This is a genomic window from Marinobacter sp. 2_MG-2023, assembly GCF_030546935.1.
Taxonomy (GTDB): Bacteria; Pseudomonadota; Gammaproteobacteria; order Pseudomonadales; family Oleiphilaceae; genus Marinobacter.
This window is the reverse complement of the sequence record NZ_JAUOPH010000003.1, coordinates 272,880-298,987: the sequence shown is the minus strand read 5'-3', so window position 1 is coordinate 298,987 and position 26,108 is coordinate 272,880. Positions and strand designations below refer to the sequence as shown.

Annotated in this window: 28 protein-coding genes, 2 tRNA genes and 1 riboswitch; of the genes, 17 read left to right on the top strand and 13 right to left on the bottom strand. The window is 54.2% G+C overall.

Features of this window, described 5'->3' with window-relative positions; genetic code table 11:
* Position 1: 1 nt before the first annotated feature.
* Positions 2-75: transfer RNA gene (locus Q4501_RS08710), tRNA-Cys, on the bottom strand.
* Positions 76-139: 64 nt separating this feature from the next.
* Positions 140-215 (bottom strand) — tRNA-Gly (locus Q4501_RS08705).
* A 275-nt stretch (positions 216-490) separates the two neighbouring features.
* Here Q4501_RS08705 and Q4501_RS08700 point away from each other — a divergent pair.
* The gene (locus tag Q4501_RS08700) at positions 491-871 is read left to right on the top strand and encodes a rhodanese-like domain-containing protein (protein WP_303595829.1); all 381 of its coding nucleotides are present in this window, start codon (positions 491-493) and stop codon (positions 869-871) included.
* A gap of 36 nt (positions 872-907) precedes the next feature.
* On the opposite strand, the gene Q4501_RS08695 is transcribed toward Q4501_RS08700, so the two are convergent.
* A complete protein-coding gene (locus Q4501_RS08695) occupies positions 908-3,556 on the bottom strand; it encodes an AAA family ATPase (RefSeq protein ID WP_303595828.1) in 2,649 nt (882 codons plus the stop codon).
* The gene (locus Q4501_RS08690; protein ID WP_303595827.1) at positions 3,553-4,677 is read right to left on the bottom strand and encodes a DNA repair exonuclease; all 1,125 of its coding nucleotides are present in this window, start codon (positions 4,675-4,677) and stop codon (positions 3,553-3,555) included. Before Q4501_RS08690 ends, Q4501_RS08695 begins: the two co-directional genes overlap by 4 nt.
* Positions 4,678-4,729: 52 nt before the next feature.
* Positions 4,730-4,827, top strand: a riboswitch (TPP riboswitch).
* Between the two features lie 67 nt (positions 4,828-4,894).
* Between Q4501_RS08690 and thiB the strand changes: the two genes are divergently transcribed.
* The 7 genes from thiB to Q4501_RS08655 all read left to right on the top strand — a co-directional run bounded on the left by thiB (position 4,895) and on the right by Q4501_RS08655 (position 11,844).
* Positions 4,895-5,899, top strand: coding sequence for a thiamine ABC transporter substrate binding subunit (gene thiB / locus Q4501_RS08685; RefSeq protein WP_303595826.1), 1,005 nt, complete (start codon positions 4,895-4,897; stop codon positions 5,897-5,899).
* Positions 5,900-5,908: 9 nt separating this feature from the next.
* Positions 5,909-7,618 carry a thiamine/thiamine pyrophosphate ABC transporter permease gene (gene thiP, locus Q4501_RS08680; RefSeq protein WP_303595825.1) on the top strand — a complete coding sequence of 570 codons (1,710 nt, stop codon included), beginning with the start codon at positions 5,909-5,911 and terminating at the stop codon, positions 7,616-7,618.
* Positions 7,611-8,225: an ATP-binding cassette domain-containing protein gene (locus Q4501_RS08675; protein WP_303595824.1), complete on the top strand. Its 615-nt coding sequence runs from the start codon at positions 7,611-7,613 to the stop codon at positions 8,223-8,225. Before thiP ends, Q4501_RS08675 begins: the two co-directional genes overlap by 8 nt.
* Positions 8,226-8,332: 107 nt before the next feature.
* Positions 8,333-9,436 (top strand): ABC transporter permease, encoded by a 1,104-nt coding sequence (locus Q4501_RS08670; RefSeq protein WP_303596190.1) that lies wholly within the window; start codon positions 8,333-8,335, stop codon positions 9,434-9,436.
* A gap of 3 nt (positions 9,437-9,439) precedes the next feature.
* Positions 9,440-10,267, top strand: coding sequence for an ABC transporter ATP-binding protein (locus Q4501_RS08665; protein WP_303595823.1), 828 nt, complete (start codon positions 9,440-9,442; stop codon positions 10,265-10,267).
* A gap of 6 nt (positions 10,268-10,273) precedes the next feature.
* Positions 10,274-11,212, top strand: coding sequence for an MlaD family protein (locus Q4501_RS08660; RefSeq protein WP_303595822.1), 939 nt, complete (start codon positions 10,274-10,276; stop codon positions 11,210-11,212).
* Positions 11,209-11,844 carry an ABC-type transport auxiliary lipoprotein family protein gene (locus Q4501_RS08655; RefSeq protein WP_303595821.1) on the top strand — a complete coding sequence of 212 codons (636 nt, stop codon included), beginning with the start codon at positions 11,209-11,211 and terminating at the stop codon, positions 11,842-11,844. The genes Q4501_RS08660 and Q4501_RS08655 overlap by 4 nt, the downstream gene beginning before the upstream one ends.
* Here the strand turns inward: Q4501_RS08655 and pgsA are convergent.
* The 4 genes from pgsA to Q4501_RS08635 all read right to left on the bottom strand — a co-directional run bounded on the left by pgsA (position 11,832) and on the right by Q4501_RS08635 (position 15,247).
* A complete protein-coding gene (gene pgsA / locus Q4501_RS08650; RefSeq protein WP_303595820.1) occupies positions 11,832-12,383 on the bottom strand; it encodes a CDP-diacylglycerol--glycerol-3-phosphate 3-phosphatidyltransferase in 552 nt (183 codons plus the stop codon). The genes Q4501_RS08655 and pgsA overlap by 13 nt on opposite strands.
* Positions 12,384-12,390: 7 nt before the next feature.
* A complete protein-coding gene (gene uvrC / locus Q4501_RS08645) occupies positions 12,391-14,253 on the bottom strand; it encodes an excinuclease ABC subunit UvrC (protein WP_303595819.1) in 1,863 nt (620 codons plus the stop codon).
* Positions 14,237-14,896, bottom strand: coding sequence for a UvrY/SirA/GacA family response regulator transcription factor (gene uvrY, locus Q4501_RS08640; RefSeq protein WP_303595818.1), 660 nt, complete (start codon positions 14,894-14,896; stop codon positions 14,237-14,239). Before uvrY ends, uvrC begins: the two co-directional genes overlap by 17 nt.
* Positions 14,897-14,995: 99 nt before the next feature.
* Positions 14,996-15,247 (bottom strand): hypothetical protein, encoded by a 252-nt coding sequence (locus tag Q4501_RS08635; RefSeq protein WP_303595817.1) that lies wholly within the window; start codon positions 15,245-15,247, stop codon positions 14,996-14,998.
* Between the two features lie 119 nt (positions 15,248-15,366).
* Here Q4501_RS08635 and Q4501_RS08630 point away from each other — a divergent pair, with 119 nt between their 5' ends.
* On the top strand, positions 15,367-16,071 hold the full coding sequence (locus Q4501_RS08630; protein ID WP_303595816.1) for an AzlC family ABC transporter permease: 705 nt from the start codon (positions 15,367-15,369) through the stop codon (positions 16,069-16,071).
* Positions 16,064-16,414: a branched-chain amino acid transporter permease gene (locus Q4501_RS08625; protein ID WP_303595815.1), complete on the top strand. Its 351-nt coding sequence runs from the start codon at positions 16,064-16,066 to the stop codon at positions 16,412-16,414. Before Q4501_RS08630 ends, Q4501_RS08625 begins: the two co-directional genes overlap by 8 nt.
* A 9-nt stretch (positions 16,415-16,423) precedes the next feature.
* Here Q4501_RS08625 and Q4501_RS08620 read toward each other — a convergent pair whose 3' ends face one another.
* Positions 16,424-16,828: a DUF1330 domain-containing protein gene (locus tag Q4501_RS08620; protein WP_303595814.1), complete on the bottom strand. Its 405-nt coding sequence runs from the start codon at positions 16,826-16,828 to the stop codon at positions 16,424-16,426.
* 131 nt (positions 16,829-16,959) lie between these two features.
* Here Q4501_RS08620 and Q4501_RS08615 point away from each other — a divergent pair, with 131 nt between their 5' ends.
* The gene (locus tag Q4501_RS08615; RefSeq protein ID WP_303595813.1) at positions 16,960-17,907 is read left to right on the top strand and encodes an AEC family transporter; all 948 of its coding nucleotides are present in this window, start codon (positions 16,960-16,962) and stop codon (positions 17,905-17,907) included.
* A gap of 20 nt (positions 17,908-17,927) precedes the next feature.
* Here Q4501_RS08615 and Q4501_RS08610 read toward each other — a convergent pair whose 3' ends face one another.
* Positions 17,928-18,698 (bottom strand): fructosamine kinase family protein, encoded by a 771-nt coding sequence (locus tag Q4501_RS08610; RefSeq protein ID WP_303595812.1) that lies wholly within the window; start codon positions 18,696-18,698, stop codon positions 17,928-17,930.
* A gap of 94 nt (positions 18,699-18,792) precedes the next feature.
* Here Q4501_RS08610 and Q4501_RS08605 point away from each other — a divergent pair, with 94 nt between their 5' ends.
* Together Q4501_RS08605 and Q4501_RS08600 are read left to right on the top strand one after the other, a co-directional pair.
* A complete protein-coding gene (locus tag Q4501_RS08605; RefSeq protein ID WP_303595811.1) occupies positions 18,793-19,407 on the top strand; it encodes a DUF938 domain-containing protein in 615 nt (204 codons plus the stop codon).
* Complete coding sequence (locus Q4501_RS08600; protein ID WP_303595810.1) at positions 19,407-19,847, top strand: N-acetyltransferase; 441 nt, start codon at positions 19,407-19,409, stop codon at positions 19,845-19,847. Before Q4501_RS08605 ends, Q4501_RS08600 begins: the two co-directional genes overlap by 1 nt.
* A 48-nt stretch (positions 19,848-19,895) precedes the next feature.
* Here Q4501_RS08600 and chrA read toward each other — a convergent pair whose 3' ends face one another.
* Positions 19,896-21,092 carry a chromate efflux transporter gene (chrA, locus tag Q4501_RS08595; RefSeq protein WP_303595809.1) on the bottom strand — a complete coding sequence of 399 codons (1,197 nt, stop codon included), beginning with the start codon at positions 21,090-21,092 and terminating at the stop codon, positions 19,896-19,898.
* A gap of 290 nt (positions 21,093-21,382) precedes the next feature.
* On the opposite strand from chrA, the gene Q4501_RS08590 reads away from it, so the two are divergent.
* Together Q4501_RS08590 and yghU are read left to right on the top strand one after the other, a co-directional pair.
* Positions 21,383-21,937: a carboxymuconolactone decarboxylase family protein gene (locus Q4501_RS08590; protein WP_303595808.1), complete on the top strand. Its 555-nt coding sequence runs from the start codon at positions 21,383-21,385 to the stop codon at positions 21,935-21,937.
* Positions 21,938-22,024: 87 nt separating this feature from the next.
* Positions 22,025-22,900: a glutathione-dependent disulfide-bond oxidoreductase gene (yghU, locus tag Q4501_RS08585; RefSeq protein ID WP_303595807.1), complete on the top strand. Its 876-nt coding sequence runs from the start codon at positions 22,025-22,027 to the stop codon at positions 22,898-22,900.
* Between the two features lie 67 nt (positions 22,901-22,967).
* Here the strand turns inward: yghU and Q4501_RS08580 are convergent, their stop codons facing one another.
* Positions 22,968-23,588, bottom strand: coding sequence for a TetR/AcrR family transcriptional regulator (locus Q4501_RS08580; RefSeq protein ID WP_303595806.1), 621 nt, complete (start codon positions 23,586-23,588; stop codon positions 22,968-22,970).
* Positions 23,589-23,751: 163 nt separating this feature from the next.
* Here Q4501_RS08580 and Q4501_RS08575 point away from each other — a divergent pair, with 163 nt between their 5' ends.
* Complete coding sequence (locus Q4501_RS08575) at positions 23,752-24,450, top strand: haloacid dehalogenase type II (protein ID WP_303595805.1); 699 nt, start codon at positions 23,752-23,754, stop codon at positions 24,448-24,450.
* Positions 24,451-24,484: 34 nt separating this feature from the next.
* Here Q4501_RS08575 and Q4501_RS08570 read toward each other — a convergent pair whose 3' ends face one another.
* Entirely contained in the window at positions 24,485-24,985 is a 501-nt protein-coding gene (locus Q4501_RS08570) for a lactoylglutathione lyase family protein (RefSeq protein ID WP_303595804.1), read from the bottom strand.
* Positions 24,986-25,078: 93 nt separating this feature from the next.
* On the opposite strand from Q4501_RS08570, the gene Q4501_RS08565 reads away from it, so the two are divergent.
* A complete protein-coding gene (locus Q4501_RS08565) occupies positions 25,079-25,948 on the top strand; it encodes a LysR family transcriptional regulator (RefSeq protein ID WP_303595803.1) in 870 nt (289 codons plus the stop codon).
* Positions 25,949-26,108: the final 160 nt, after the last annotated feature.

Below are 26,108 nucleotides of genomic sequence, written 5' to 3'. Positions count from 1 at the left end.
ATGGAGGCGCGGGTCGGAATCGAACCGGCGTACGCGGAGTTGCAGTCCGCTGCATGACCACTCTGCCACCGCGCCTAAAAAGATCGAAGGAATCGAATCTTTGTGCTCTCAGGTTGGCATTGAGAGACTTGGAAGAAATTGGAGCGGGAAACGAGATTCGAACTCGCGACCTCAACCTTGGCAAGGTTGCGCTCTACCAACTGAGCTATTCCCGCTTAAGCTACCGAAGCAATGCCCCGACAACGGATGCGTATTCTACGGATTACGGTTCTTTCGTCAATACCTTTTTTTAAGTTTCTGTTTTACCGCGATTTGTTGGTTAAAGTTTGTACGGTTTATGGCTTTTTTGATCAAACTTCCACCAGGCTTTGGAAAAGCTATAGTCAGTATATATCACTACGATATAACGATATTCTTTGATGGTATTCAGTGCAAAATATATATTCATATACACAGATGTAGAACGATCACACCACCGGGATATTTCACGATGAAAAATGTACACGATTTGGTTGAGGCCGCAAAAGCCCATGTCCGAGAGATACCTTTGGAGAAATCCGAACAGGCCATCGAACAGGCGGACGTTTTGATTGATGTACGTGAAGCGGATGAATTTCACGCCGGCCATATTCCAGGCGCCTTGAATATCCCCAGAGGCATACTGGAATTCAAGCTGACCAATGATCCCGCCTTCGAAAACAGAGGGCTGAATATCGTGATCTACTGCAAGAACAGCGGGCGTTCCGCCCTATCTGCTAAAGCTATGAAGGAGATGGGCTATATGCATGTGCAGTCCATTGCTGGAGGGATTGAGGCATGGCAAGAGGCAGGTAAGCGTGTGATCAAACCGGAGCTACCAGACTTCGATTAAGCCGCCCTCAAGTGGGCGACTTATTGGGTATCCCCTTCAACCAGCCTTACCCTGTAATTTCAGTGCTTCGAGATCCCTGGGTTCAACGCCCAGGTCCCGCCATTTTTCCGGATGACAGGTAAACAGCAGTATCTGGTGCCGGGTGGCTGCGTCGAACAGGATGCGCTTCATACCATCCAAACGCTCAGCATCGCTGTGAACAAGGGTGTCATCAAGAATGATCAGGGTTGGGCGGCCTGCTTCCTGTAGCAGGTCCGCATAGGCCAGGCGGCTGATCAGCCCCATTTGTTCCCGGGCGCCATAGCTCAGTTCAGCCATTTGGCCCAACTCGCTGCCCCGGCTGAATTTTCCGGGCATCAAATTTTCGTCCACTTCCAGGCTCGCCTCCGGGAAGAGTACGCTCAGGTAGTGGTCCAGATGTTTCTGCAACGGGGCCTGCAAACGGCGCGTCAGAGCCTGGCGCTTATCTTTAAGCAAGTTCAGCAGCAGATCCAGTGCCTTCGCCCTTCGATCCAGTTCAAGATATCGGCGGTTAACATGCTCCAGTTCCGCGGCTTGTTCGTTGTGCTGTTCCTCCAGCCCTTCAGCGCCCCAGGCCTCAAGCCTTGCGCGGATCTCACTCAGTTCCAGCGCACGGTTTTGTTGGGCTTTTTCCTGGTGTTCAGCGGTAGCCCGGTAACGTTCAATGTCTTGTTTTAGAAGCGCGGGGCGTGCCTCGCGAATTTGGGCGTCGCGCTCCTTCAAAGAAGACTCGAGTTCAACTTTCTTTTTTTCAGCAGCGGCTATATCGCGGTTCAACTCATCCATTTGCTGCTGGCGCTCAGGGCTGTTCAGTTCTTCCCGCATCCGCTGCCACTCGCGGCAAGCGGTTTCGCTGACATAACGGGCTTTAAGCAAATGCGCTTCCTGGTTTCTCTGCCTGGCCTCAGCATCTGTTAGTCGCTCTTCTGCCTGTTTCAGTTGTGATTCCACAAGGCTCAGAGGCTTATCATCGCTTTCAATGGCGGCAGCTGCTGGCAAGGCTTCGAGTTCAGCGGTGCGGGTGAGGAGCTCTGATTCCACCTCAGTTTTCGCCGAATTCAGCTGTTCAACGCCTTGCGGGGCGAGGGACTTCAGCAGATCATCAAAGCGCTGTATTTGTGCTTCAGCTTCCTGCAGGCGCCCTTGCTTCATTTCAGCAGTCTCAACAGAATCAACCGACATTGCGCTGAGTTGTTGCGATACTGACTGCTTGAGCCGATCCTGCTGGCGACGCAGGCTTTCGAGGTCCTCACCTCCAGGTTGAATGCCCAGGCTGCCCAAACCAGGAATTTCCAGAACACCCGGCTCCAGCAGAAGCTTCTCGCCCTGCCCCGCGATGCTCTGTCCATCCAGAGTCAGTTCTTTTCCAGAATCCAGCTGCCAGGTCACGCGGGTGGCAACGGTCTGGATCCGGATATTGGTGTCATCCAGTTCACGTTGATTCTGTTTTAGTTGGCGCAACACATTGGCATCAATAAGGTTTTGCTTTTTCTGTTTTCGGGCGCCATCCAGTGAAGCCTGGATACTTTTGGCCTGTTCCTGGTTTTGCCTGAGCTTGGCCAGCTCCGCTTCAAGCCTGGCACATTCCTTCTGCAGGCGTTCCCGCTTATCTCTGAGATGAGCCTGCTGCACGGCTTCGGTGGCGGTTTGATAGTGTTTACGGGCAGTCTCAACCGCTTTTACCAGCTCAGGGCTTGCAAGCTCTTCCTGTTCGAGTTGTTTTGTCGCTTTCTGGTAGCTCTGATGGCGCAACTCAAGCTGCTCATTCTGACTTCGCCAGTGAGCCTGACTTTGCTGCAACAAGTTCAGGTTTTGCTGCAACTGTTTGAGGGTATCCATTCCTCGGGTTTGTTGTTCCTGCAGCGCCTCGACCTCGCGATATTTTACTTCTGCGCGCTGCATACCTCGGCGGGCTTCCTCCCAGGGGCGGTCGCGGCTGGCCTGTTCATGCTCGTTTGCCAGAATGCCCAGGCGGTCTACCTGAACCTTGTACTGATCAATCCGCTCCTGCAGATCACCGACTTCCTGCTGTAAGGTTTCACGGGTATTGGCCAGGGCGAGATAGTCGCCTCTGGGTTTTCCCGTGGCTGTGAGCAGTTCCTGGCGTTGCTGTTCCACTGCCTGGATAACCTCATCGCCTCCGCTACTAGCGACTTCACCCACCAGGTTATTCAAAGCGGATTTCAGATGGCCGCCAGCATGCAGAACGGCCTTTTCGATATCCTGTCCCGTGCCCTGCTCGACCCAGAGCAAGCCAGGAATGCCCCAGTGTTCCTCTTTGCTGGCACCTTTTTTCGGGAACTGGTAACCCAGGAGTTCAGCAAGCTTCTCTTCGGCTTCTTCGCCACTGAACGCGGTGCTGTCTACAAGCAGGTCACAACGATGCCGTTTGAGAAAACGCTTATCCAATTGCCAGCGCTGCCCGTTGTGCTCAAACAAGATCTCAACGGTGGGCGCTGCTGACGAGTCACCCCAGGGCGCCAGGTCTTCTGCCGATTTCGACCGGTAGCGTTCAAAAAACGCGGCTCGGATGGCGCGCACCAGAGTGCTCTTGCCGGATTCATTTGGGCCGTGTATCAGGTTAATGCCGGGCTGCAAATCACCAAGCTCAAGGCCCTTCGAGAACTGGCGGAACTGCTCGACCCGCAGGCTCTGAAGCTTCACTTGGCCACCTCCGGTTCTTTGTGCGTTAGAAGGCTTGCCAGAATGGCCAAGGCATCGCGGGCTTCCTCCGGGTCAGCGGCTGTATGCTGGCTTTCCCGTAACTCCTGCACCACCTCTCCGAGGTAGCCGTCCGCATGCAGTGCGGCAATATCCTCTTCTGTGGGCTCCAGTTGTATGCCGGTACGGTCACAGGTAACGCTGCGGTAGCGTGCCTCGGCAACGGATAGAGCTTCGCTCAGTTTTTGATCTCCGGCCAATGTCAGAGTGCCGTCCAGTTTGAGATCCAAAACAGACGCCTCCGGCAACTGGCTGATGCGGTTCAGTAACTCATCCAGATCGGAAGGTACAGACAAGGTTTCCCGCCACTGGTGCCATTGATAGCGGGCTGTTTCATATCGCGTCACCTCGGGCTTAGCGCCTGGTTCTTCAATATCAACAATCAATACGTAGCCGGCGTCGTTGTTACGAAACCGCTCCGGCTCGGGCGTGCCGCTGTACCAGGTACGTGGGTTGGTCTCCCGCACACCATGCCAGTCACCCAGCGCGAGGTAGTCCAGGTTTGCGGTTTCTGTTCGGTCGGGGGCGATGGGATTTGTGGCGTCGATATCGTCAGGCAGCACGCCTTGTACGCTGCCGTGGGCCAGGCCGATACGCAGCAGCCCGGGGCGCGTTCCTATCTCGTTGAAAGGCTGAGTCAGGTCGCCGTAGGTGTGGCGCTGGGTCAGGGGTGCAGCCAGCACAGCTATTTTCTGCTCTGGTAATTCGGTAACGCCGGGCTCCAGCGCCAGGTGAACATTAGCTGGCACTGCTCCGAGGCGCTTGGCACGAGTCCAGACGCTTTCTGCGAGGGCCGCATCGTGGTTGCCTGGCAGCATCACCCAGGGGCCAGCAAAGCCACGGGTAGCATTAAACACTCGCCGAATGGTTCGGTCGGAGACCGTCTGGGCATCAAACACATCACCGGCTACCAGCACCGCATCGCATTGATGCTCGGTCGCCAGCGCGGCCAGTCGTTCGATGGCCTGGTAGCGAGCTTCCACCAATGCTGCACCGTCTTCGGCATCAAACCGGCTGTAGGTTCGGCCCATTTGCCAGTCCGCTGTGTGTAAAAACTTTGGCACCTGCGTTCTCCTTGCTTCTTACCATTGCTCATCGCCAGCATGGTACACTTTATTCAACTCAACGGGGTGCCGGGCAAATGCCGGGCTGAGACCATACCCGCGGAACCTGATCCGGATTATGCCGGCGAAGGGATTGAGCACTCATCGGCTTCGGTGGGGCCCGCGGCACGCTTGCCTCTTTTGGCTACCCCTGATCTGCTGCGGAGGTTACATCAATATGCTCAACCGAGCGTTTACACTGTTCCTGTTTACCTTGTTCTCTGTGCCTGCCAGCGCCGAGAAGGCATCAACTCTCACCATCTATACCCACCCTTCATTTGCCGCAGAATGGGGCCCGGGGCCAGCGGTCAAGGCAGCGTTTGAGCAGTCCTGCGATTGCCAGATCAACTACGTAGTACTGGACTCCGGTGGCGACATTCTTCAGCGCCTGCGCCTTGAGGGAGAAAGCACCGAAGCTGACCTGGTACTGGGCCTGGACACCGGCACTATGGAGACAACGCGGCAGACCGGTTTGCTAGCCAATCATGATACGGATCTGTCTGCCTTGAGCCTACCGATCGACTGGCAGGACCCTGTGTTTGTGCCTTATGACTGGGGCTACTTCGCGTTTGTTTACGATACCGAACAATTGCCCGAGCCGCCGAAAAGCCTGGAAGCACTGATTTCAGCCCCGGATGATCTCAAAATTATCATTCAGGACCCTAGAACCAGCACACCCGGCCTCGGCCTGTTGCTCTGGATGCGCCATGTATATGGCGATCAGGCTTCAGAAAAATGGCAGCAGTTGAAAGGCAAGATTCTCACTACAACCAAAAGCTGGAGTGATGGATATTTTTCGCTGTTCATGAATGGTGAGGCACCCATGATTCTGTCTTACAGCACCTCTCCTGCATACCACATGGCCGTGGATAAAACCGACCGCTACCAGGCCGCAGAGTTCGAAGAAGGTCACTACTTGCAAGTGGAAGTAGCCGCCCTGGTGAAATCATCCGATCAAAAAGAACTTGGTCAGGCCTTTCTTGATTTTATGCTGAGTGAAGACTTTCAGCGCCACATTCCTCTGAAAAACGTTATGTATCCGGCCACGGACCTGGGCGACGAATTGCCTGCCGTGTTCGATAAGCTGATTCAGCCGTCAGATGCCCTCTACTTTGACCCGAAAACAGTGACCGATAACCGCCGTACCTGGCTGAATGAATGGCTGGATGCCATGACGCGCTAACAGCAGAAAATGAGCCCTGTCATTCAACACCAAAGGCGTTCGTTACCCGCCTACCCTGCACCTTTGAGCCACTCGCGCTGGAAGCTCTGGCCCGGGCTGACCATCGCTGCGGCGTTGATAGTGCTCTCGCTGGCAGGGCTGGGCGCGCTGGTGTGGGAGGCCGAACTGCCGGGCCTCAGTGAGTTCTGGAGTAACCGTTACCTTCGCACTGTAGTTACCTTTACCATCTGGCAGGCCTTCCTCTCTGTCGTCCTCAGCCTGCTTGTGGCCTTCCCGGTTGCCAGAATTCTGGCACGGCAACCCGCCTTCCCCGGCCGCGCCTTTTTGCTGCGTTTGATGGAACTGAGCCTCGTGCTCCCTTCAATTGTATTGGTATCCGGTATTATCAGTGTTTACGGACGCCAGGGCTGGTTTACCGGCCTGGCTAACGAATGGCTAGGCACTTCCTGGAACCTCTACGGTATCAACGGCATTGTGCTGGCTCACGTTTTCTTCAACGCGCCTCTGGCCGCAAGAATCCTGCTGCAGGCCATTGAGAGTGCGCCGGCATCGCAGCGACGTGTGGCGGCCCAGCTGGGTCTTGGCCGGTGGTGGTACTGGCGCGCCGTTGAATGGCCGGCCGTCAAACCGGTTCTGCCCGGCCTGGCGGCTCTGGTTTTCACTCTTTGCTTTACCAGTTTTGCCATCGTAATGACCCTGGGGGGCGGCCCGGCAGCCACAACTATTGAGGTCGCCATCTACCAATCATTGCGCTTCGAATTCGATGCCGGCCAGGCCGCGCTTCTTGCCATGGTTCAGCTGGTTATTTGTGGCTTTTTCTGGTGGCTGGCGGCCCGCCACGGGCTTACGGCTTCGCTACTCCCAGACAGACGGGTGGCATCGCATCGCAGCAAAGCCGGCAGCTCAATCTGGGCGCGCCTTGGGGACGGAACCGCTCTGGCTGTGTTTGTGCTGTTTCTGGTTACTCCACTGATGGCCATTTTGCTGCGAGGATTGCCGGGGATGGGCTCGGCGTTTTTTCCGGACGGTACTTTCTCGGTAAATCCGGCCCTGCTTGATGCCACTCTGAGAAGCCTTGGCATCGCGATTCCCGCCGGGCTCATGTCGGTGATCGCCGCGCTACTGATTCTGGCTTCCGGAACAAGCCAATCCAGGCCGACGATTACCCGGCTTTCGGACGTGGCAGCCTATCTGCCGTTGATGGTTCCTCCGTTGGTTCTCGGCACCGGGCTGTTTCTGCTGTTTCGACCAAGCCTTGGCAACTCCAGCGAAGGGCTCGCTCTGGTTACGCTGATCAACGCGATGATGGCCCTGCCCTTTGTGTTGCAGATGCTAAGAGGCCCGATGGGAAGCCTGGACTCAGCCAGCCGCATGCAGGCGGATCAGCTAGGCGTGCTGGGCTGGTATCGCTGGCGCTGGCTACATTGGCCGCGCATGCGACGGCCGCTGGCATTGGCTATGGCGTACGGCACAGGTTTATCGCTAGGCGACTTCGGGGTTATCGCTCTCTTTGGTAGTCCGGGCCAACCCACCCTGCCGGTTCTGCTGTACCAGCAACTGGGCAGCTACCGGATTGACGCCGCTGCAGCAACGGGGTTGTGGCTTGTTTTGCTTCTGCTGATGCTGTTCAGCCTATTCAACCGGCTCGGCTCGCCCTTGTTCAATTCTGGCCTGGCGCCCAAATCATCCCGCACAGTTCCGGAGCCTGAACATGCTTGAGGTACAAAACCTGGTTTTCGCCTATCCTGGCCAGGAGACGCCCTGGAACTTCCAGTTCTCCGCTGAGCCTGGGCACTGCATCGCCATACATGGCGCCAGCGGATCCGGAAAATCCACTCTGATGAACCTGCTTGCCGGTTTTCTTGAGCCCCAGTCCGGCGATATTCTCTGGCAGGGTAAAAGTCTTCGCCACGCAGCACCCTGGCAGCGACCGATGACCAGCGTATTCCAGGAGCACAACCTGTTTGAACACCTGAGCGTGACGGCTAATATCGGCCTGGGCATTCACCCGGGGCTGAAGCTTGCGCCGGAAGACACGCAGGCCATCGAGCGTGGGCTGGACAGTGTTGGCCTGAGTGGCTTCGGCCAACGTTTGCCCAGCGACCTGTCCGGTGGCCAGCGGCAGCGTGTTGCGTTACTGCGCGCGATACTGCGTAAACAGCCGCTAATGCTTCTGGATGAGCCTCTTACAGGGTTGGACAGAGAAGCACGCGACCTTCTTCGGCAACTGTTACTGCAGCAGAAAGCCCAGGGCGCACTCATCGTACTTGCCAGCCACGATGAGGAAGACCGTCGTATACTGGCAGACAGCGTCTGCACCCTCTAAGCTAGTGAGCTAACAAACCAACTTTCGGATTTCTGTCACCCGTGCCAATAAGTGCCAGCTCCCCAGAAAATGGAAATACCTTCCAGGCAAAAAGTCAGCATGGATGGCTGACCAATAAAAATGGCACCTTGGCTATCCACGGGGACTGGACCCTCAACGATTATCAAACGCTCAAACAGCGTGTGGCGGAATATTCAGGCCAGCAGTGGAATACCGCGACGATTGATATCAAAAGCCTTGGACGGGTTGATACAGCAGGTGCATCACTTCTTGCCAAGCTACTGGGGCCAGAGCTACTTGCCGCCCTGACCGCACAGGAAACCAGCCTGCCCAGTGAACAGAGCGCTTTGCTTCACGCTGTGGCTGATGCGTTAATGCAGAAGCCCTCACCCGAGCCTGAAAAGCTCACACCAGTGTCGCAATTCCTTACAGAAACCGGCAAGACGGTTGAAGCCATCTGGCACCTGATCTATCTGCTGTCGGGGTTCGTTGGTCAGATTATCGCCACTTTGTCCGTTGTGCTGCCAAGGCCCAAACGCTGGCGTGTCACCGCCTTCGTAGCAGCCATTCAGAACACCGGTCTTAACGCTCTACCCATCGTTGCCCTACTCACCTTTCTGGTCGGTGCCGTGGTCGCATTCCTTGGTGCCACGGTTCTTGAAGGTTTCGGTGCCACCATTTACACCGTTAATCTGGTCGCCTTCTCGTTTTTACGCGAATTCGGTGTTCTACTCGCCGCGATTCTGCTGGCCGGCCGCACCGCCAGTGCATTCACGGCACAAATCGGTGCTATGAAGGTGAACGAAGAGCTGGATGCCATCCGCACTCTGGGGCTGGACCCGGTTGAGCTGCTGGTGATCCCCAGGGTTCTGGCGATGATGGTCAGCCTACCCATTCTGACCTTCGTGGGAATGCTCTCCGGTTTGGTCGGTGGGGCTATGGTCTGTGCAATTTCCCTGGATATTTCCCCGGCCCAATTTATGGCGATTATGGAGCGGGACATTGCTCTTCAGCACTTCCTTGTCGGTATGTCGAAAGCGCCGATTTTTGCCTTCCTGATCGCGGCTATAGGCTGTCTCGAAGGTTTCAAGGTCGGCGGCAGTGCACAATCCGTTGGCGTACATACAACATCCAGCGTGGTTCAATCCATCTTTATCGTTATTCTCCTGGATGCTGTTGCTGCACTTTTCTTCATGGAAATGGGTTGGTAAATCATGGCTGACTCCAGGTTTGACACACCCCGCAAGCAGGCTAACCCCGTTATTGAGGTTCGGGATCTGGACAACCGCTTCGGCAGCCATGTTGTTCACAAAGATCTCGATCTGGATCTTGTCAGAGGCGAAATTCTGGGCGTTGTTGGCGGTTCGGGAACCGGAAAATCGGTACTTCTCAGAAGCATTGTGGGGCTGCATAAGCCTTCAGCTGGCCAAATACGAGTATTCGGTAAAGATCTCGACAAGCTAAGCGACTCAGAGCGCTCAGAAACGGAGCAACGGTTTGGCGTTCTGTTCCAGAGAGGTGCGTTATTCACCTCTTTAAATCTTATACAAAACATAGCCTTGCCATTGATCGAGCATTGCGACCTGTCCCGTTCCGATGCGCAAGAGCTTGCCCGAATGAAGCTTGCACTGACTGGATTACCGGCGGATTCCGCTCTCAAGTACCCGTCTGAACTTTCTGGTGGTATGGTCAAACGTGCAGCGCTGGCACGTGCTCTGGCGATGGACCCTGAGATCCTTTTCCTGGATGAACCCACCGCTGGCCTGGACCCGATTGGCGCTGCCGCTTTTGACAGGCTCATTGTTACCCTACGGGACGCATTAGGGCTGACGGTATTTCTGGTGACCCATGACCTGGACACACTTTATACAACCTGCGACCGGGTTGCCGTTCTGTCTCAGAAAAAGGTTCTGGTGGCAGACAATATTGAAAAAGTTGCAGCGACCGACGATTCGTGGATTCAGGAATATTTTCAGGGCCCCCGCGGGCGGGCCGCCAGTTATGCATTCCAGGCTCATGAATCGAGCCGGATACGGGAGTAAGAGTCTATGGAACCGAAAGCACATCATCTGATCATCGGGCTTTTTACGCTGATTGCGGTGGTGGCAGCGCTGTCTTTTGCGCTATGGCTGGCCAAATCGTCTGCAGACCGTGAGTGGGCCTACTATGAAATTGTGTTTGACCACGCAGTAGGTGGCCTCGCAGAAGGCAACCCGGTTCTTTACAGCGGCGTTAAAGTTGGCGATGTGCTTGACCTCAAACTGGACCAGACCAAACCCGGCCAGGTAAGGGTTCTGGTCCGTGTGGAGCAGACTGTTCCCGTGCGGGAGAACACCCGTGCAGGGCTGGTGCTGGCCAATATTACCGGCAGCATGAGTGTTCAGTTCAGCGGTGGCAGCAAAGATAGCCCCGTGCTGGAGGGTAGCAGAGAGGACCCGGCATTGATCATCGCTGAGCCTTCAGCGTTCAACAGCCTCCTCACAAACGGCGAAGTTCTGCTGACCAAAGCGGACAAGTTGCTCACCAGCGCAAACAGGCTTCTATCAGAAGAAAATACCGAAAACCTGACAGCCATACTCCGCAATGCGAGAGAGGCAAGCGACTCACTGCTGAGCAGCCGGGACCAGCTAGCAGCCTTGCTGGAACGCATGGACAATGCCAGTCAACGGGCTGCCGAAGCTGCATCCAGGGTTACGGCCGTCTCGGATAACGCCAACACCTTGCTGCAAAACGAAGGAAAGGCTGTATTGATCACTATGAACGCAGCCATGACCGGAATTGAGGAAACGGCCAACCGTATTGATCAATTAACCCTGGATAATGAGGGCGCCCTGGATTCCGGGCTTCAGGGTATGGGTGAACTGGCTCCGGCTCTGCGAGAGCTGCGCAACACTCTCCGAAACCTGAATCGCTTTACCCACCGACTGGAAGAAGACCCAAGGGGCACTATCTGGGGCGGCCCAACCATCAAGGAGGTATCCCCGTGAATCAAACAGCTACAAAGGTATTCAGATTTGCGGGTGCCGTCCTGGTATTTTCCGGGATGATGACTGCCTGTACGGTTTTCCCCAGACCGGAACCGCCACGGGTAATGGACTTCCCAGCCCCGAAGAGCCTGCAAAAGAGTGATATCAGCCGGCCTGAAAGCCTTCGCATTGATACACCTTTTGCGTCTGAGCCTTTCAACAGCACCCGGATTCTCTCCAAGCCTGAACCATGGGAATTCCAGGTATATAGAGGCGTACGCTGGCGGGATACGGTGCCGGTAGTACTTCGAGACATGCTAACGGGGGCTTTCAGGGCGAACGCAGGTTTCCGGGATGTCGCCACAGATACCAGCCCCGGCAATACCGATCTCACTCTGGCAACCGAAATTACGGGCTTCCACTCAGTTAGCTATGGCGAGAGCACACGGGTAACCATTGCGGTTCATGGTCAGCTGATCAACAACCGTTCAAGAGCGATTTTGTGCTCCGACAGCTTCATTGTTTCAGCACCAGCAGAAGACAGGGGTGTAGAAGCGGTTGTACAGGCGTTCGGAAGCGCCGGAGAAGATCTGGCGGGCCAGGTTATCGAATGGGCAAACGCCTGTGAAACGCGCCCTGATCAGTCCTCCTGAGGGAAGAGGTCTGGCCAGGCCGCTTTGATGTAAAGCCCCATGGACCAGAGAGTCAGAACGGCGGCAACGTACAAGAGAACAACAGAAAGCTGAGAGAGAAGCAGGCCCGGAGGAAAGGCCAGCAGACCCACGATAGAAGCCATCTGCGCCGTGGTTTTAACCTTGCCAATGTACGACACCGCAACGCTCGCACGGCTGCCAATTTCCGCCATCCACTCCCGCAATGCAGAGATCACAATCTCCCGACCAATGATTACCGTTGCCGGTATGGTGAGCAGGATTGCGGAATACTCCTGAATTAATAACGCCAGAGCTACCGCCACCATCAACTTATCTGCAACCGGGTCGAGAAAGGCACCGAAAGGCGTGCTCTGGTCAAGTTTGCGCGCAAGGTAACCGTCCAGCCAGTCAGTGGCTGCTGCTATCCCGAAAATCGCCGCACTTGCCATGTAGCTCCACTGCACGGGGAGATAGAACACCACCACAAAGACCGGAATCATAACGATGCGGGAGAGTGTGAGCAGATTCGGTAAATTCATAGGGCTTTTACTCATCGTGCAGTGCTGCGTATATGTTTTCAGCCAACGATTTACTGATGCCCTGTACCTTGGTCATCTCATCAACGCTGGCTTTGCGTAGGTCTTGTATGCCGCCGAAATACCGAATGAGCTCCCGGCGACGTTTGGGGCCAACCCCCTCAATGCCTTCCAGCGTGGACTGACGGCGTTTTTTGTCACGCCCTTTTCGATGTCCGGTAATGGCAAAGCGGTGGGACTCGTCCCTGATATGCTGGATCAGGTGCAACGCCGGCGAATCAGCCGGCACCCGAAATACGTTTGCCGTCATGGCATCAATTAACTGCTCCATGCCTGCACGGCGGGTTACTCCCTTGGCGACGCCGATTAGCGGAATATCCGAAATTCCAAGTTCATCAAACACTTCCCGGGCAATGTTCAACTGGCCCTTACCACCGTCGATAAAAACAAGGTCTGGCCGTTTACCCTCACCCGCAACCATTCGACGGTAGCGACGGGTTAACACCTGCCGCATGGCGCCGTAATCGTCGCCGGCAGTGACACCTTCAATGTTATATAAGCGGTAATCACTTTTCAGCGGCCCATTCTCATCGAAAACGACACAGGATGCGACGGTATTCTCCCCATGACTGTGGCTGATATCGAAACACTCCATCCGCGAAGGGGTTTCCGCAAGCTCCAGCATGTCCCGCAGAGCGAGCAACCGACGATAGACCGTTTCTTTGCTGGCAATATGTGTAAGCAGAGTTTGCCGGGCGTTGGTCATCGCCAGCTCCAGCCACCGGCGGCGTTCGCCTCTTACGTTACCACGTATACGGGTTTCACGGTTCGCCGCATCAGAAAGCGCCTGCGCAAGAAGTTCCTGCCCTTCCACATCAACAGGTACCAAGACGTCTTTCGGGATCTCCCGGCGAGTGTTGCCGCCAAAATAGTATTGCCCGAGAAAGGCGCTAAGCAGCTCACCTTCAGATTGCTCGAGCGAATAACGGGGAAAGTAGTCCTTGGTTCCCAAAACCCTGCCGCCCCGCACAATAATCACCACAATACACACCACACCGGCATCCTGTGCGATGGCAATAACATCAGCGTCTCCGCCCTCACCGTCTACCGATTGCTGTTCCTGTACGTGGCGCAAATGGTTGACCTGATCCCGGTAGGCTGCGGCTTTTTCGAATTCCAGGTTTTTAGCGGCTGTTTCCATGGCGTTCATCAGATCACGAATGATCGCCGGGTTTTTGCCTTCGAGAAACATGGTGGCGTGCCGGATATCCTCCCTGTAGTCCTCGGGCGAAATATACTCCACGCAAGGCGCTGTGCATCGATTGATCTGATACTGAAGGCATGGGCGGGTTCTATTTCTAAAATAGCTTTCACTACAAGATCTTATGCGGAAAACCTTTTGCAATACATTAAGGCTTTCCTTAACAGCTCCAGAGCTTGGAAAGGGCCCGTACCAGGTACCTCCCCCTTTTTTCGTGCGCCCACGCCGGAAGGTTAATGAGGGATAATCGGTGTGGGAGGAAACGTAAATGTAAGGATAGGATTTATCATCCCGGAGCAGGATGTTATAGGGCGGACGCAATGACTTGATCAGGTTCTGCTCAAGCAGAAGTGCTTCTGTCTCGCTCCCGGTAATCGTCACTTCAATGGAGGCAATTTTGGCAACCAGTGCTTCGGTTTTTGGCGCCAACCCGGTTTTGCGAAAGTAGCTGCTGACTCTTTTTTTCAGGTTACCCGCTTTCCCTACGTACAGCACAGAGCCACCGATGTCATACATGCGGTAGACACCGGGCCGTTCTGTCAGCTGTTTCAGGAAGTGCTTACTGTCGAACTCCCCGTTAGTTTCACTCGGGGAATCAGATCTTGTGGGCATCGAGCAACCCAAGACGAACGGCCATTAAAGCCAACTCAACATCACTGGAAATTTCCAGTTTTTCGAATATGCGGTAACGATAGCTGTTGACGGTCTTCGGGCTCAGGCAGAGTTTGTCTGAAATATCCTGAACTTTCTGACAGTCCACAACCATCATGGCGATCTGCATTTCACGCTCGGACAGGCGATCAAACATCGATAACTCGCCTTCCTCGTCCTTATCACCACCCAACTGCTTGAGTGCCATCTTCTGGGCAATTTCCGGACTGATGTAGCGCTGGCCAGAGTGGGCCATGCGAATTGCGCGAATCATTTCGCGGATATCAGCGCCTTTGGTGACATACGCGGAAGCGCCGCTCTGCATTACGCGAGCTGGATAGGGGTCGTCTGCGCAGGCAGTTACGACGATCACACGAATGGTATCGTCTATTCTCAGAATGCGTCGCGTAGCTTCCAGACCACCAATGCCCGGCATGCGGATATCCATCAATACGACATCCGGGCGGTCTTTGCGCACGAATTCTATAGCGTCTTCACCTGATGAAGACTGGCCGATAACATCAAAATCGGGATTATCCGCGAGCATCCGGGTTATCCCGGAACAAACCAGCTCATGGTCATCTACAACCAGTACCCTGATCAAATCTCACCTCGCATACTGCTTTCGGAAATCAGCGCGATTGTAACGTTTACAGGCGCCCCCGGGTAGGTGCAAACCGAAATACACCGGAATGCTGCCCCTTCAATTCGGAGAGCCAAGCCCGGCTGAATTCTCAACAGGATCGAACCAGACTACCAGATCGCCCCTGTTAATGGCTGCCCGCACCCCACTTAGCTCGGCCAGAGGGTTTTCGGTATCATTCAAGCCGTGGTAGCGAGTGCAATACTCTTCTGCCAGACCATTCAACTGATCTTCCGTCAATAACTCCCTGTCTACAATGAACTTTTCCTCTCGGGGATCAGACTGAGGCTGATGCGCGGTTTCGTCGCTCATATTATCTCCTTTAAAGACGCCTATCTTAGGGATTATGCCGGCCGGGGAGAAGTCTCCCCCACTTTCAAAATCCCGGACGATTCTCTATCATCCTCCGCTTTCAGAAAGTTTGGATGCTAATGAACCCGTTGGTTTTTCGCCTCACACTTCCAATTCTGTTCGGCTATCTCCCGCTCGGGATGGCGTTCGGCGTGCTGTTTACAACCCAGCTCGACTACGCATGGTGGGCAGCGCCCCTGATGGGCGTTGTGATCTATGCAGGTGCCGGCCAGATTCTGGCGGTCAGTCTGCTGACAGTGGGGGCCGGCCTGCTGGAAGTATTCATTGCCATGTTCGTACTCAACGCCCGCCACCTTTTTTACGGACTTTCCTTACTCGGGCAGTTCCGGGGCGCCGGCTGGCGCAAGTTGTATCTTATTTTCGGGCTGACCGACGAGACATACTCACTGCTCACCAGCCGACCGCGCTCTCCCAATACCAACCATGAGCTTGATGTGGATTTTCGAATCACGGCATTCAACCAGGTTTACTGGGTGATTGGCTGCACGCTAGGTGCGCTTCTTGGACGTAATGTTGTGTTCGACAGCACAGGTATTGAGTTTGCGCTTGTTGCGCTGTTTATCGTTCTCACCATTGAACAACTCAAAGCCCTGGGGGACGCCTTTCCGGTATGGGCCGGTGCTGCGGCTGCGGGAATCTCTATGATCTTGCTACCGCCAGCGCATCAGCTAATCGGCGCTATCGCCATTGTTACCGGCGTACTCTTACTTCAATATCGCAAACTGCGAGCCAAACCCGGCGCGGAGACTAGCCACCATGTCTGACACTGGTTATCTGGTTGCATTCATTGCTGTGGCCGCAATCGCGACCTTTGCAACCCGGGTCATACCTTTTCTGTTTTTTGAGCGTCATACCGAACACCCGTTAATCAAACACCTGGGGCGCTATTTACCTGCAGCTGTGATGGCGTTGCTGGCAACGGTTTTCTTGCAACGTTCGGGAGACTGGTCAGGGGCGGCGCCTGGGCTAGACGCAATTCTTGCGGGTGCGCTTGTGGTGATTGTTCATTTATGGCGTCGCAATGCCCTACTCTCAATTGCAGCAGGGACAGCAACTTACATGGCAATACGCCAAACCGGGATACTGGACTCAGGGCTCACGGGCTGAGGTGCGGTCTCAGCCTTGGCCTTCGAGGTTTGCAACCAGCCTTGAGTCGCTCAAAGCGGCGGTGCGATGTTTCACCACCCCCTTGTACTCGGTGCTTTCAATCATTGCCATAAACGCATCGATTGAGGGGTAGCGTACAAGCAACACTTGATCCCAGGATTCATCTGGCGGCGCAATAAGGGAGCCAACACTGCGGCCAGACCATATAACTTCGGCTCCCACGGCACTGACACAGGCGGCAGCTTCGCGCATATACAGTTGGTAGGCTTCACGCCCGCTCCGGTCACCGGATTCATCGGCGTAGTCAGCTTTATCGCGAAATCTTAAAAGGTTCAGCATAACCACGGGCTGGTCTTTGGGCGTGTCTGCCAGTACCTTTTTTAGCTGCTCCGGCGTGGGGTTTACGGCGTTCATGCTTGCCCTCATGTCCAAATTAGGTTGCGCACTACTATAGCCCACCCTCTACGTCTCTCGGCAAGTGATTTCATTACCTTTCCGTCAGAACTATGATACGGGCATCAATCCTCAGACTTTTGGCCAATCAAATGGATCTTATCAGCATTTTCCTACAGACACTGGAAACCACCCTCCCAGTCTTTGCCATGGTCTTTATCGGGCTGGGCCTTCGAAGAATTGGTTGGATTGATGACTCTTTTGTCCACACTGCTTCTGCATTGGTTTTCAAAGCCACACTGCCGACTCTGGTTTTTCTCAGCATTATTAAAGCCGATCTCAATGCATCCCTTAACCCGAACCTTCTTATTTTTTACCTGTTTGCAACGCTCGCCAGCTTTGGCCTCACCTGGCTGTGGGCTCGCTGGAAGGTTGCTCACGAAGACCGGGGCGTGTACGTTCAGGGCGCCTTTCGAGGCAACTGCGGCATTGTGGGCCTGGCGCTGGCGGCTAACCTCTACGGAGAGTTCGGGCTATCGGCAGGCGGCATTCTACTAGGGATAGTCATACTGTCTTACAACGCGCTTTCTGTGATCGTGCTCACCGCCTATCAGCCGGGGCACTCCCCACAATGGAACCGTATCCTTCAGGATATTCTGCGCAACCCTCTGATACTCTCTGTATTCGCTGCCATTCCTGTTGCCTGGCTTGATCTGAAACTGCCCAACTGGGTAATGACCAGCGGTGATTATTTTGCCTCCCTTACATTGCCACTGGCACTGCTGTGCATTGGCGCCACCATTTCTTTCAGCGCTCTTCGCAGTGACAGCTCAACCGCATTCAGCTCTTCGCTCATGAAAATGGTCATACTACCAGTGCTTTGCACCGGTGCCGCATGGGCGATAGGCTTCTCCGGGCCGGAACTCGGCCTGATGTTCCTATTTTTCGCAAGCCCGACTGCGGCCGCGAGTTTTGTAATGGCGAAAGCACTTGGTGGCAACGACCGTCTGGCGGCAAACATCATCGCAATAACCACGCTGATGGCAAGCGTTACCATAACCCTGGGAGTGTTTATCCTGAAGAGCGCCGGCCTCGCCTGAAATGGAGCAACCCCAACTTTTCAAGAATTTGTGACCGCCTGTTTCAGCAACGAAAACCCGCGCCGGCACCCATCCAGATAGCCTGAACCGAAAAGGTTGTAGTGGTTCAGGTAGTGATAGAGATTGTAGATATCGCGCTTCTGCACATAGACCTCTGACCGCGGGTAAAGCCGATCGTAAGCTGCATAGAACGCACTGCCAAAACCACCGAACATTTCGGTCATCGCCAGGTCAGCTTCCCTGTCACCACAATACACCGCAGGGTCAATCAACCAGGGATCTTCGGCATCAAACAACACGTTACCGCACCAGAGATCCCCGTGCAGAAGGCTGGCATGAGTGCAATGTTCATTCAGCCAGTCAACCAGGCTCTCTTGGTAGGTACTTAGACAGTCCTCAAATGCGGCTTTTACAGAAGGCTCCCGAATTATAGAAACCTGGTACCCAAGGCGATCCCTTACAAAAAACTCACCCCAGTTCGCAGACCAACGGTTTGGCTGCGGCGATAGCCCGATGTAGTTATTCCAGCCCCAACCATATTGTGGTTGCCTGGCCTTGTGCATTCGCGCAAGGCCTTCGCCAAACATCTTGAGCGTAGTCGGTGACGCAGAACACGAATCAACCGCCGTAACCTTGAGTTCACTTTCACTGACACTGTAAACCTCCGGAACTCGTAAACAGCTTATCCCCTGGTCGCGAAGAACTTCCCTCAGGCTTTCAAGTCCTTTCGCTTCACAGACCAGCGCATCTGCATACCCGGTGCTGTTCGGTTTGATGAATACGCCCGCCATACTCCGTTATTCTCCTTGGACACTCTCGCTTTCAAACGTTAGATTCATACGGAGCTTGGCACTTCAAACATCCAGCGACAAATCAGGGGCCCCGATGACTGCAGGAAAGCCATTTTCGCAAGCCTGCGAGAATAACAAACAGGTTATTCTCGAAAAACTTGCTACGGTATTCAGCCAACCGGGAACCGTTCTGGAAATAGGAACAGGAACCGGACAACACGCCGTTCATTTTGCAGGTAACCTATCGCACCTTACCTGGCAGCCCAGCGACCATCCGAGTAACTACCAGCTATGCGAGCCATGGCTGACAGAGGCTCGCTTGCCAAACATCAACAAACCACTGGCTCTGGATGTTTCCGTCGAAGAATGGCAATTGCCGCGAATAAACGGAGTTTTCTCTGCCAATACTTCCCACATCATGTCGTGGCCAGAAGTTGAGGCCATGTTTCGGGGGGTATCCGCCAACCTCCAGCCAAATGAAGCCTTCTGCCTGTATGGTCCATTCAATTACAACGGTCAGTTTACCAGTGCCAGCAATCAACAGTTCGACGCGCATCTGCGGCAACAGAACCCGGCAATGGGGATTCGCGACATGAATGACCTGAAGCGCATCAGTAATGAAAACAAACTGTTTCTGGAATCGGATTTCGAGATGCCAGCGAATAATCGACTGCTGGTCTGGCGAAAGTGCGAAACCGACTCCGACTGATGAACTACTCTCTGAGAAATACGCGACCAGACGAACTTGAGTGGCTCTACACGTTGAACAAAGAGTCCTTCCTAGATGTTGTGGTTCGTCAATTTGGCGAATGGGACGAAACCTTCCAACGGCAGCTTTTTTTCTCAAAGTGGGATCAGCCGCGACCGGCCCAGGTTATTGAAACAGGAACGGATCGCGTCGGCGTTGTGATTCTGGAACAGCTTGAGGATTGCAACTGGCTGCATGAGTTGCAGATTTGGCCCGACTACCAGCGGCTAGGTTTGGGAACCACTCTTCTGAATAACCTGCTGGCAGACGCACGGGCGCGGGGAGTCCCGCTTCGCCTTCAGGTTCTGCACGCCAATCAGGATGCGAAGCGGCTGTACGAACGATTGGGCTTTGCGGAAATCGATAAGCTGGATCACCACTATCTTATGGAAATCGTTTAACCGCGCCTAAAACTGGGCGGAGCGCAAACCGCAGGATTACGATGCGCTCTACATGGTAATTAGAATGCCTCCGCTCGCCATGATGATCACCACCGCCCAGGCGGGCAGCTTCCATAGACTTAGCAACAGAAAGCCCGTAAGTGCGAGAGCAAAGTCTTCAGGGCCGAGAATCGCGCTGGTCCAGACCGGTTGGTAGAGGGCTGCGCCCAGAATACCCACCACTGCCGCATTTGCTCCGCTCATCAAAGCCCGCGCGTTGCCCCAGCAGCGGAATCGGTTCCAATGGGGCAAGACCGCGACCAATAGCAGCATGCCCGGCAGGAAAATCATAACCAACGCCAGAGAAGCGCCGAACAGGCTGCCGCCAAGCGGCGTCATTGTCATTCCCAAATAGGAAGCAAAAGTGAACAGTGGCCCCGGTATTGCCTGAGCCGCGCCATAGCCTGTCAGGAACTCGTTCGCCCCAACCCAACCGGATTCCACAACCTCCGCCTCAAGCAGCGGCAATACCACGTGGCCTCCACCGAATACCAGGGCGCCAGCGCGATAAAAGGCATCCATTACTTGCAGACTTTCGGCGGGGTTGACCCACACCAGAAGTGGCAAGCCGACTAACAAGGCAGAGAAGATTACGCCGGCCATGCGACTGGCACGGATGGAGACGGGTATTAATAACTCGTGAAATTGAACTTCGGTATGGGCTTGGCAAAGTGCCATCCCCGCCAGCGCACCAATCACAATGGCTGCAACCTGACCCAGGGGGCCATTTGCCAGAACGACGATAATCACTGCTGCAAGCGCAATGCCGGCGCGCTTGCGATCCGGGCAGAGATTACGCGCCATACCCCACACAGCGTGAGCCACGATGGCTACAGCCGTTACCTTGAGCCCGTGGATAATGCCCTGACTGACAGGGCCATCAAGTACAGCCGATCCCAAAGCAAAGAGCACCAACACCATGGCGGAAGGCAAAGTAAAAGCCGCCCAGGCTGTAGCGGCACCCCAGGGGCCTGCGCGCATCAGACCCAATGCGAAGCCTACCTGGCTGCTGGCCGGACCCGGCAGGAACTGGCACAGAGCCACCAGATCGGCGTATGCCTGTTCGGACAGCCATCGACGGCGCTCAACAAACTCAGTGCGAAAGTAGCCAAGGTGGGCGATGGGGCCGCCGAAAGAGGTCAATCCCAGCAGTAAAAAAGACATGAAGACTTCTCTGATACGACTAACGGAGTGCATTCTATTCATGCTTGCTACAGATCCCGATCAAAGAGTGTCATCTTTGCCACGCCCAGGAGCTTTCCCAAAAAAGCGCAACCAGAACCTCTTATATCAAACCCGTCACGGCGAATGTATTTTTGTTAATTGAATGTTCACTCAAATACATATTGAGCGATTGCTCAATTTGAGTTAGAGTCCTTCCGTCGAACTCGCACATACGCTGTATTACGCAATGAACTGAGCGATCTCTTCAATTCGTTACAGCCTATGCAATTGCGAGCTATATCACTTTGATATTAACTGGAAGGAGGCAATCCATGGCCAAGTTTACTCTTCACGATAAGCAAAGTGCGCCGCAGGAAAGCAAAGGCCTACTCGAAAATTCCGTTGAAGCCTTTGGTATGGTTCCAAACCTGCACGCGGTTATGGCCGAAGCTCCTGGACTGCTTGAAGCTTATCAACAGCTTCACCAACTGTTTCTGGACAGCAGCTTTGATGACGAGGAAGTCACTGTGGTGTGGCAGACTATCAATGTTGAACATGCTTGCCATTATTGCGTGCCCGCCCACACCGGCATCGCGAAAAACATGAACGTTGATGACGCCATTACCGAAGCGCTGAGAAACGAAACGCCGCTGCCAACTGATCGACTTGAAGCCCTGCGCGAATTCACCCTTGCTCTCGTGCGTGGCCGTGGCAATGTCGACCAAAAAGCAGTGGACGCATTTCTGGAAGCAGGTTTCACCAAGCGCCAGATCCTTGAAGTGATTCTTGCCACCGCGCAAAAAGTGATGAGCAACTACACCAATCATCTTGCAGAAACCCCAGTAGACGAGCCATTCCAGAAATTTGAGTGGCATAAGGCAAGTTAATCATAAAGGCTCGAAAGCCGGCTTGCTGGATTCCCCAAAGGGCAGCTTTCCGGCTTCGAGCGCGAAAACGTATAGGAGATCAGGGTTATGTCGGATACCAATCAGTACCAACCACCAAGCGTCTGGACCTGGGACGCAGAGAATGGCGGTGAATGGGCCAGCATTAACCGCCCCGTCGCAGGGCCGACCCATGAGGCCTCATTGCCGCGAGGAAAGCATCCCTTGCAGATTTATTCAATGGGTACACCCAACGGCCAGAAAGTGACCATCATGGCCGAAGAATTACTCGCTGCTGGTGAAACTGGCGCAGAGTACGATGCGCATCTGATCCGTATTGGCGAAGGTGATCAGTTTTCATCAGGTTTCGTCGACATTAATCCGAACTCAAAAATCCCTGCGCTATTAGATACCGAAACCGGCATCCGGGTCTTTGAGAGTGGCTCGATCCTTCTATATCTTGCCGAGAAATTCGGGCAATTTCTGCCCAAAGAAACGGCCGCACGCACCGAAGTGCTGAACTGGCTCTTCTGGCTGCAAGGATCCGCTCCTTATCTGGGCGGTGGCTTCGGGCACTTCTATGCCTACGCACCTGAAAAGTTTGAATACCCGATCGATCGTTTCACCATGGAAGTCAAACGCCAACTTGACGTACTGGACCGGGAGCTGGCCGAGCATCGCTACCTCGGCGGAAACGAATACTCCATTGCGGATATCGCCACTTGGCCCTGGTACGGAAACCTGGTGCTGGGAGAGGCCTATGACGCAGGCGAGTTCCTACAGGTGGAGAGCTATAAGAACGTGCGCCGCTGGGCAAAAGACATTCTTGAACGCCCAGCCGTTCAGCGTGGCCGTATAGTGAATCGCACCAGAGGCCCGCTTTCAGAGCAACTGCATGAGCGCCATGATGCCTCGGATTTTGATCGGAAAACGCAGGATAAGCTGGCGCCGGAATCAGCGGGCTGACCTTCGGGCCTTGAACAACCTGCTCTGTGGATGAGAACCATGAGAGCAGGCAAATACCTCAGAACTATCAGTGCGTATCACTACCTGTTTCACCATTGATGCGCAGCGCTTCCAGTGACAGCGCCATATCTTCTGCCAGGGCATGTACGGCAGCACTGTCCACATCACGCTGAGCGAAGGCCCTCAGCCCCATCACCTCAGCCTGCAACCTGCGGCCGAGCCGGATGGGATCGAGCCGGCTATCCAGTTCCCCCATCCTCTGAGCGTCAGCGAAACGAGACACAAAGCGCGCCTCCATACCGGCCAACAACTCTTCTGCTTTGCTCCGGGCAGCGTGCTCACGCTCACCCAATTCAAGCAGACTTTTTACCAGCATACAGGCACGACTTGGTAAACCCTGATCACAAAGCCCGCCAAGCCCGCGCAAATAAGCCGCCAGGCCAGCTAAAGGTGATTCATGGGCGAGTAAGATACGTTCAAGATTCGCCAGCCCCAGACTGGCATATCGCTCCAGAGACTCCTGGAAAAGCCCGTCTTTGCTACCGAAGGTTGCATAGATACTCCCCGGTCGCATATCGAGAGCTTTCTCCAGGTCCTTCAGCGAGGTGGCATGAAAGCCTTTCTGCCAGAACAGGTGCAGCGCCCGCTCCAGAGAATCTTGCCGGTTGTGAATCATTGCTCGAGCCATGGATATTCCCAGTTATTGGTGCCGAAATACTATACGGCGCTGGAGTTTGAATGATTACTCAATTTTATATTGAGCAACCATTCAAGTCCAGTTAGAGTCATGGAATCCAACTAACATTCCAACAAGTTCCAGCGCTCCGGAAACCTTAACAAGAGAATGCCTTATGCCAAATGAAGCCTTTCCCTCGATAATCGTATTTGACGTAAATGAAACGCTTCTGGATATCACTACCCTGGAGCCATTGTTTGATCGAATCTTTGGCAATCCGGGCGTGCTTAGAGAATGGTTCGCACAGCTTGTACTTTATTCCCAGACAATGACCCTCTCGGGACTATACTCGCCCTTTGGAGAGCTAGGCATTGGTGCCCTGAAAATGACGGCGAGTATCCATGGCGTGAACATTGCGGATACGGATGTTGCAGAGCTGAAAGAACGAATGAGTTCAATGCCGGCACACCCTGACGTTTTACCCGCACTCACCCGCTTGCAGGACGCCGGGTTTCGAATGGTGACGCTAACCAACTCAGCCGCCGGCGCCTCCCCCACTCCGCTTGAGAAAGCAGGATTAAGCAGTTTTTTTGAAAGGGCTTTCAGTGTCGCTGAAGTAGAAAAATTCAAGCCGGCTCCGGAAACCTACCGTCTTGTCGCTAAAGAGTTGGAGGTCGAGACTTCAGATCTGTGCCTCGTAGCCTGCCACCTGTGGGATACCATCGGTGCACAAGCTACCGGATGCCAGGGCGCATTTCTCAAACGCCCCTACAACGACATGCTGCCTGCAACCAATGTCCCCGTCCCCGACCTTTGTGCGTCAGATCTTACTGGCCTTGCCGACGAAATGATCAAGCGCAGACGAAGCACCTGACCGACCGGGCATCGGCCAAGGTGCCCCAAGCATTTCAGTATGCGCCTTCGCTGTAGATCAGCTCATAGCTGTGGCTGTATATCTCCAGAATGTTCCCGAACGGGTCTTCCATGTAGATCATGCGGTAAGGCTTCTCACCCGGATAGTAGTAACGCGGCTTCTGCATACGCTTCTTGCCACCGGCTGCTACGATACGATCAGCGAGTTCTTCAACGTTCGGATCCTGCACGCAGAAATGGAAGATACCGGTTTTCCAATACTCAAAGTTATCCTCCGGATTCGTCTGGTTTTTAAACTGGAATACCTCGACACCAATCCTGTCTCCGGTAGACATGTGGGCAATGCGGAAGCTTCCCCAACCTTTGCCAAACACCTCGGTGCACATTTCACCAATGGTGCTGTCATCCTCAACGATCTCCGTTGGCTCCATGATCAGATACCAACCCATCACCTCGGTATAAAATTTAACGGCATCTTCAAGACTGGGTACTGAAATACCGATGTGCGAAAAATTTCTTGGATAAACGTTGTTCATGTCCTGCACTCCTGTTTTAACGTAGAGACAGGTTACAATCGCCTTATAAGTACGTAAAATTATCGTTTATCATGCATATGAGTATAATTTGTAATGACTAACACTACCTGGCTCAGGAGCTTTTGCACACTCGTTGAGGTAGGTCACTTCACTCGCACGGCTGAGCGCCTGCACATGACTCAATCCGGAGTCAGTCAACACGTGCGAAAACTGGAAGACCAGTTGGGCGTTGCCCTTCTGATTCGTGAAGGCAAACAGTTTTCGCTCACAGATGCTGGCGAACTGCTGTACGCCGAAGGACGTGCGATCCTTCAGGCGCTATCCAGCCTTGAACAAAGAATCGTCGAAGACCCTCCGTACGAAGGCTTAGTTAAAGTCATGTCCCCGGGAAGCGTGGGGCTCAAGCTATACCCTCACCTCCTAAATTTGCAAAGCCAGCATCCCGGGCTTGTGATTGATTACCGGTTCGCTCCAAATGCTGACGTCGAAAACGCGCTTTCCGATTACAGGATCGATTTTGGGTATATGACCAGCGCGTCAACTCTGGAAGAAGTGAGCTGTTCACCGGTCGCAAAAGAATCTCTCCTGCTAGTGACGCCCGCCGATATTGTTGAGCCCAGCTGGGAATCGTTAATCGAACTCGGATTTATTGACCACCCTGATGGAGCTCATCATGCGGGTATGCTGCTTGGTGCCAATTACACTCAGTTTCAGCACAGTAACCTGTTTCAAAAGAAAGGTTTTTCGAATCAGATTGGTTTGATTCTGGAGCCGGTGAGCATGGGATTAGGATTTACCGTATTACCAGCCCATGCTGTCGAGGCCTTCGGGAGACCCAAGTGGGTGAAGACGCACCGGCTTGCCACCCCGGTCAGTGAGACTCTCTACCTTGCCGTTCGTCGCGACAGAACGCTGCAGAGCAGAATGAACACAGTGATTGCAGAATCGAAGAAGTGGCTCTGAAATCAAAGCCAGTATCGAAAGCCTGCAGTCCGTCCCCTCCTTTCTGCATCTACCTTCTCAAGTTTTGACATTTTCCTGATAAAACCTCCACAAAGTCGTGATACCGCCAGAGCTAAGGTACTCACTCACGAGTAGCCCGACTTCGTCTGTCTTCAAGGGG

Coding starts and splice junctions, on each gene's coding strand:
- Q4501_RS08675 (WP_303595824.1), top strand. CDS start 7,611: ATGCTTGAGGTACAAAACCTGGTTTTCGCCTATCCTGGCCAGGAGACG.
- Q4501_RS08620 (WP_303595814.1), bottom strand. CDS start 16,828: ATGAACGCCGTAAACCCCACGCCGGAGCAGCTAAAAAAGGTACTGGCA.
- thiB (WP_303595826.1), top strand. CDS start 4,895: ATGCTCAACCGAGCGTTTACACTGTTCCTGTTTACCTTGTTCTCTGTG.
- Q4501_RS08615 (WP_303595813.1), top strand. CDS start 16,960: ATGGATCTTATCAGCATTTTCCTACAGACACTGGAAACCACCCTCCCA.
- Q4501_RS08660 (WP_303595822.1), top strand. CDS start 10,274: ATGGAACCGAAAGCACATCATCTGATCATCGGGCTTTTTACGCTGATT.
- Q4501_RS08610 (WP_303595812.1), bottom strand. CDS start 18,698: ATGGCGGGCGTATTCATCAAACCGAACAGCACCGGGTATGCAGATGCG.
- Q4501_RS08635 (WP_303595817.1), bottom strand. CDS start 15,247: ATGAGCGACGAAACCGCGCATCAGCCTCAGTCTGATCCCCGAGAGGAA.
- thiP (WP_303595825.1), top strand. CDS start 5,909: ATGAGCCCTGTCATTCAACACCAAAGGCGTTCGTTACCCGCCTACCCT.
- Q4501_RS08630 (WP_303595816.1), top strand. CDS start 15,367: ATGAACCCGTTGGTTTTTCGCCTCACACTTCCAATTCTGTTCGGCTAT.
- Q4501_RS08590 (WP_303595808.1), top strand. CDS start 21,383: ATGGCCAAGTTTACTCTTCACGATAAGCAAAGTGCGCCGCAGGAAAGC.
- Q4501_RS08565 (WP_303595803.1), top strand. CDS start 25,079: ATGACTAACACTACCTGGCTCAGGAGCTTTTGCACACTCGTTGAGGTA.
- Q4501_RS08580 (WP_303595806.1), bottom strand. CDS start 23,588: ATGGCTCGAGCAATGATTCACAACCGGCAAGATTCTCTGGAGCGGGCG.
- Q4501_RS08605 (WP_303595811.1), top strand. CDS start 18,793: ATGACTGCAGGAAAGCCATTTTCGCAAGCCTGCGAGAATAACAAACAG.
- Q4501_RS08570 (WP_303595804.1), bottom strand. CDS start 24,985: ATGAACAACGTTTATCCAAGAAATTTTTCGCACATCGGTATTTCAGTA.
- yghU (WP_303595807.1), top strand. CDS start 22,025: ATGTCGGATACCAATCAGTACCAACCACCAAGCGTCTGGACCTGGGAC.
- Q4501_RS08700 (WP_303595829.1), top strand. CDS start 491: ATGAAAAATGTACACGATTTGGTTGAGGCCGCAAAAGCCCATGTCCGA.
- Q4501_RS08600 (WP_303595810.1), top strand. CDS start 19,407: ATGAACTACTCTCTGAGAAATACGCGACCAGACGAACTTGAGTGGCTC.
- pgsA (WP_303595820.1), bottom strand. CDS start 12,383: ATGAATTTACCGAATCTGCTCACACTCTCCCGCATCGTTATGATTCCG.
- Q4501_RS08625 (WP_303595815.1), top strand. CDS start 16,064: ATGTCTGACACTGGTTATCTGGTTGCATTCATTGCTGTGGCCGCAATC.
- Q4501_RS08575 (WP_303595805.1), top strand. CDS start 23,752: ATGCCAAATGAAGCCTTTCCCTCGATAATCGTATTTGACGTAAATGAA.
- Q4501_RS08665 (WP_303595823.1), top strand. CDS start 9,440: ATGGCTGACTCCAGGTTTGACACACCCCGCAAGCAGGCTAACCCCGTT.
- chrA (WP_303595809.1), bottom strand. CDS start 21,092: ATGAATAGAATGCACTCCGTTAGTCGTATCAGAGAAGTCTTCATGTCT.
- uvrC (WP_303595819.1), bottom strand. CDS start 14,253: ATGCCCACAAGATCTGATTCCCCGAGTGAAACTAACGGGGAGTTCGAC.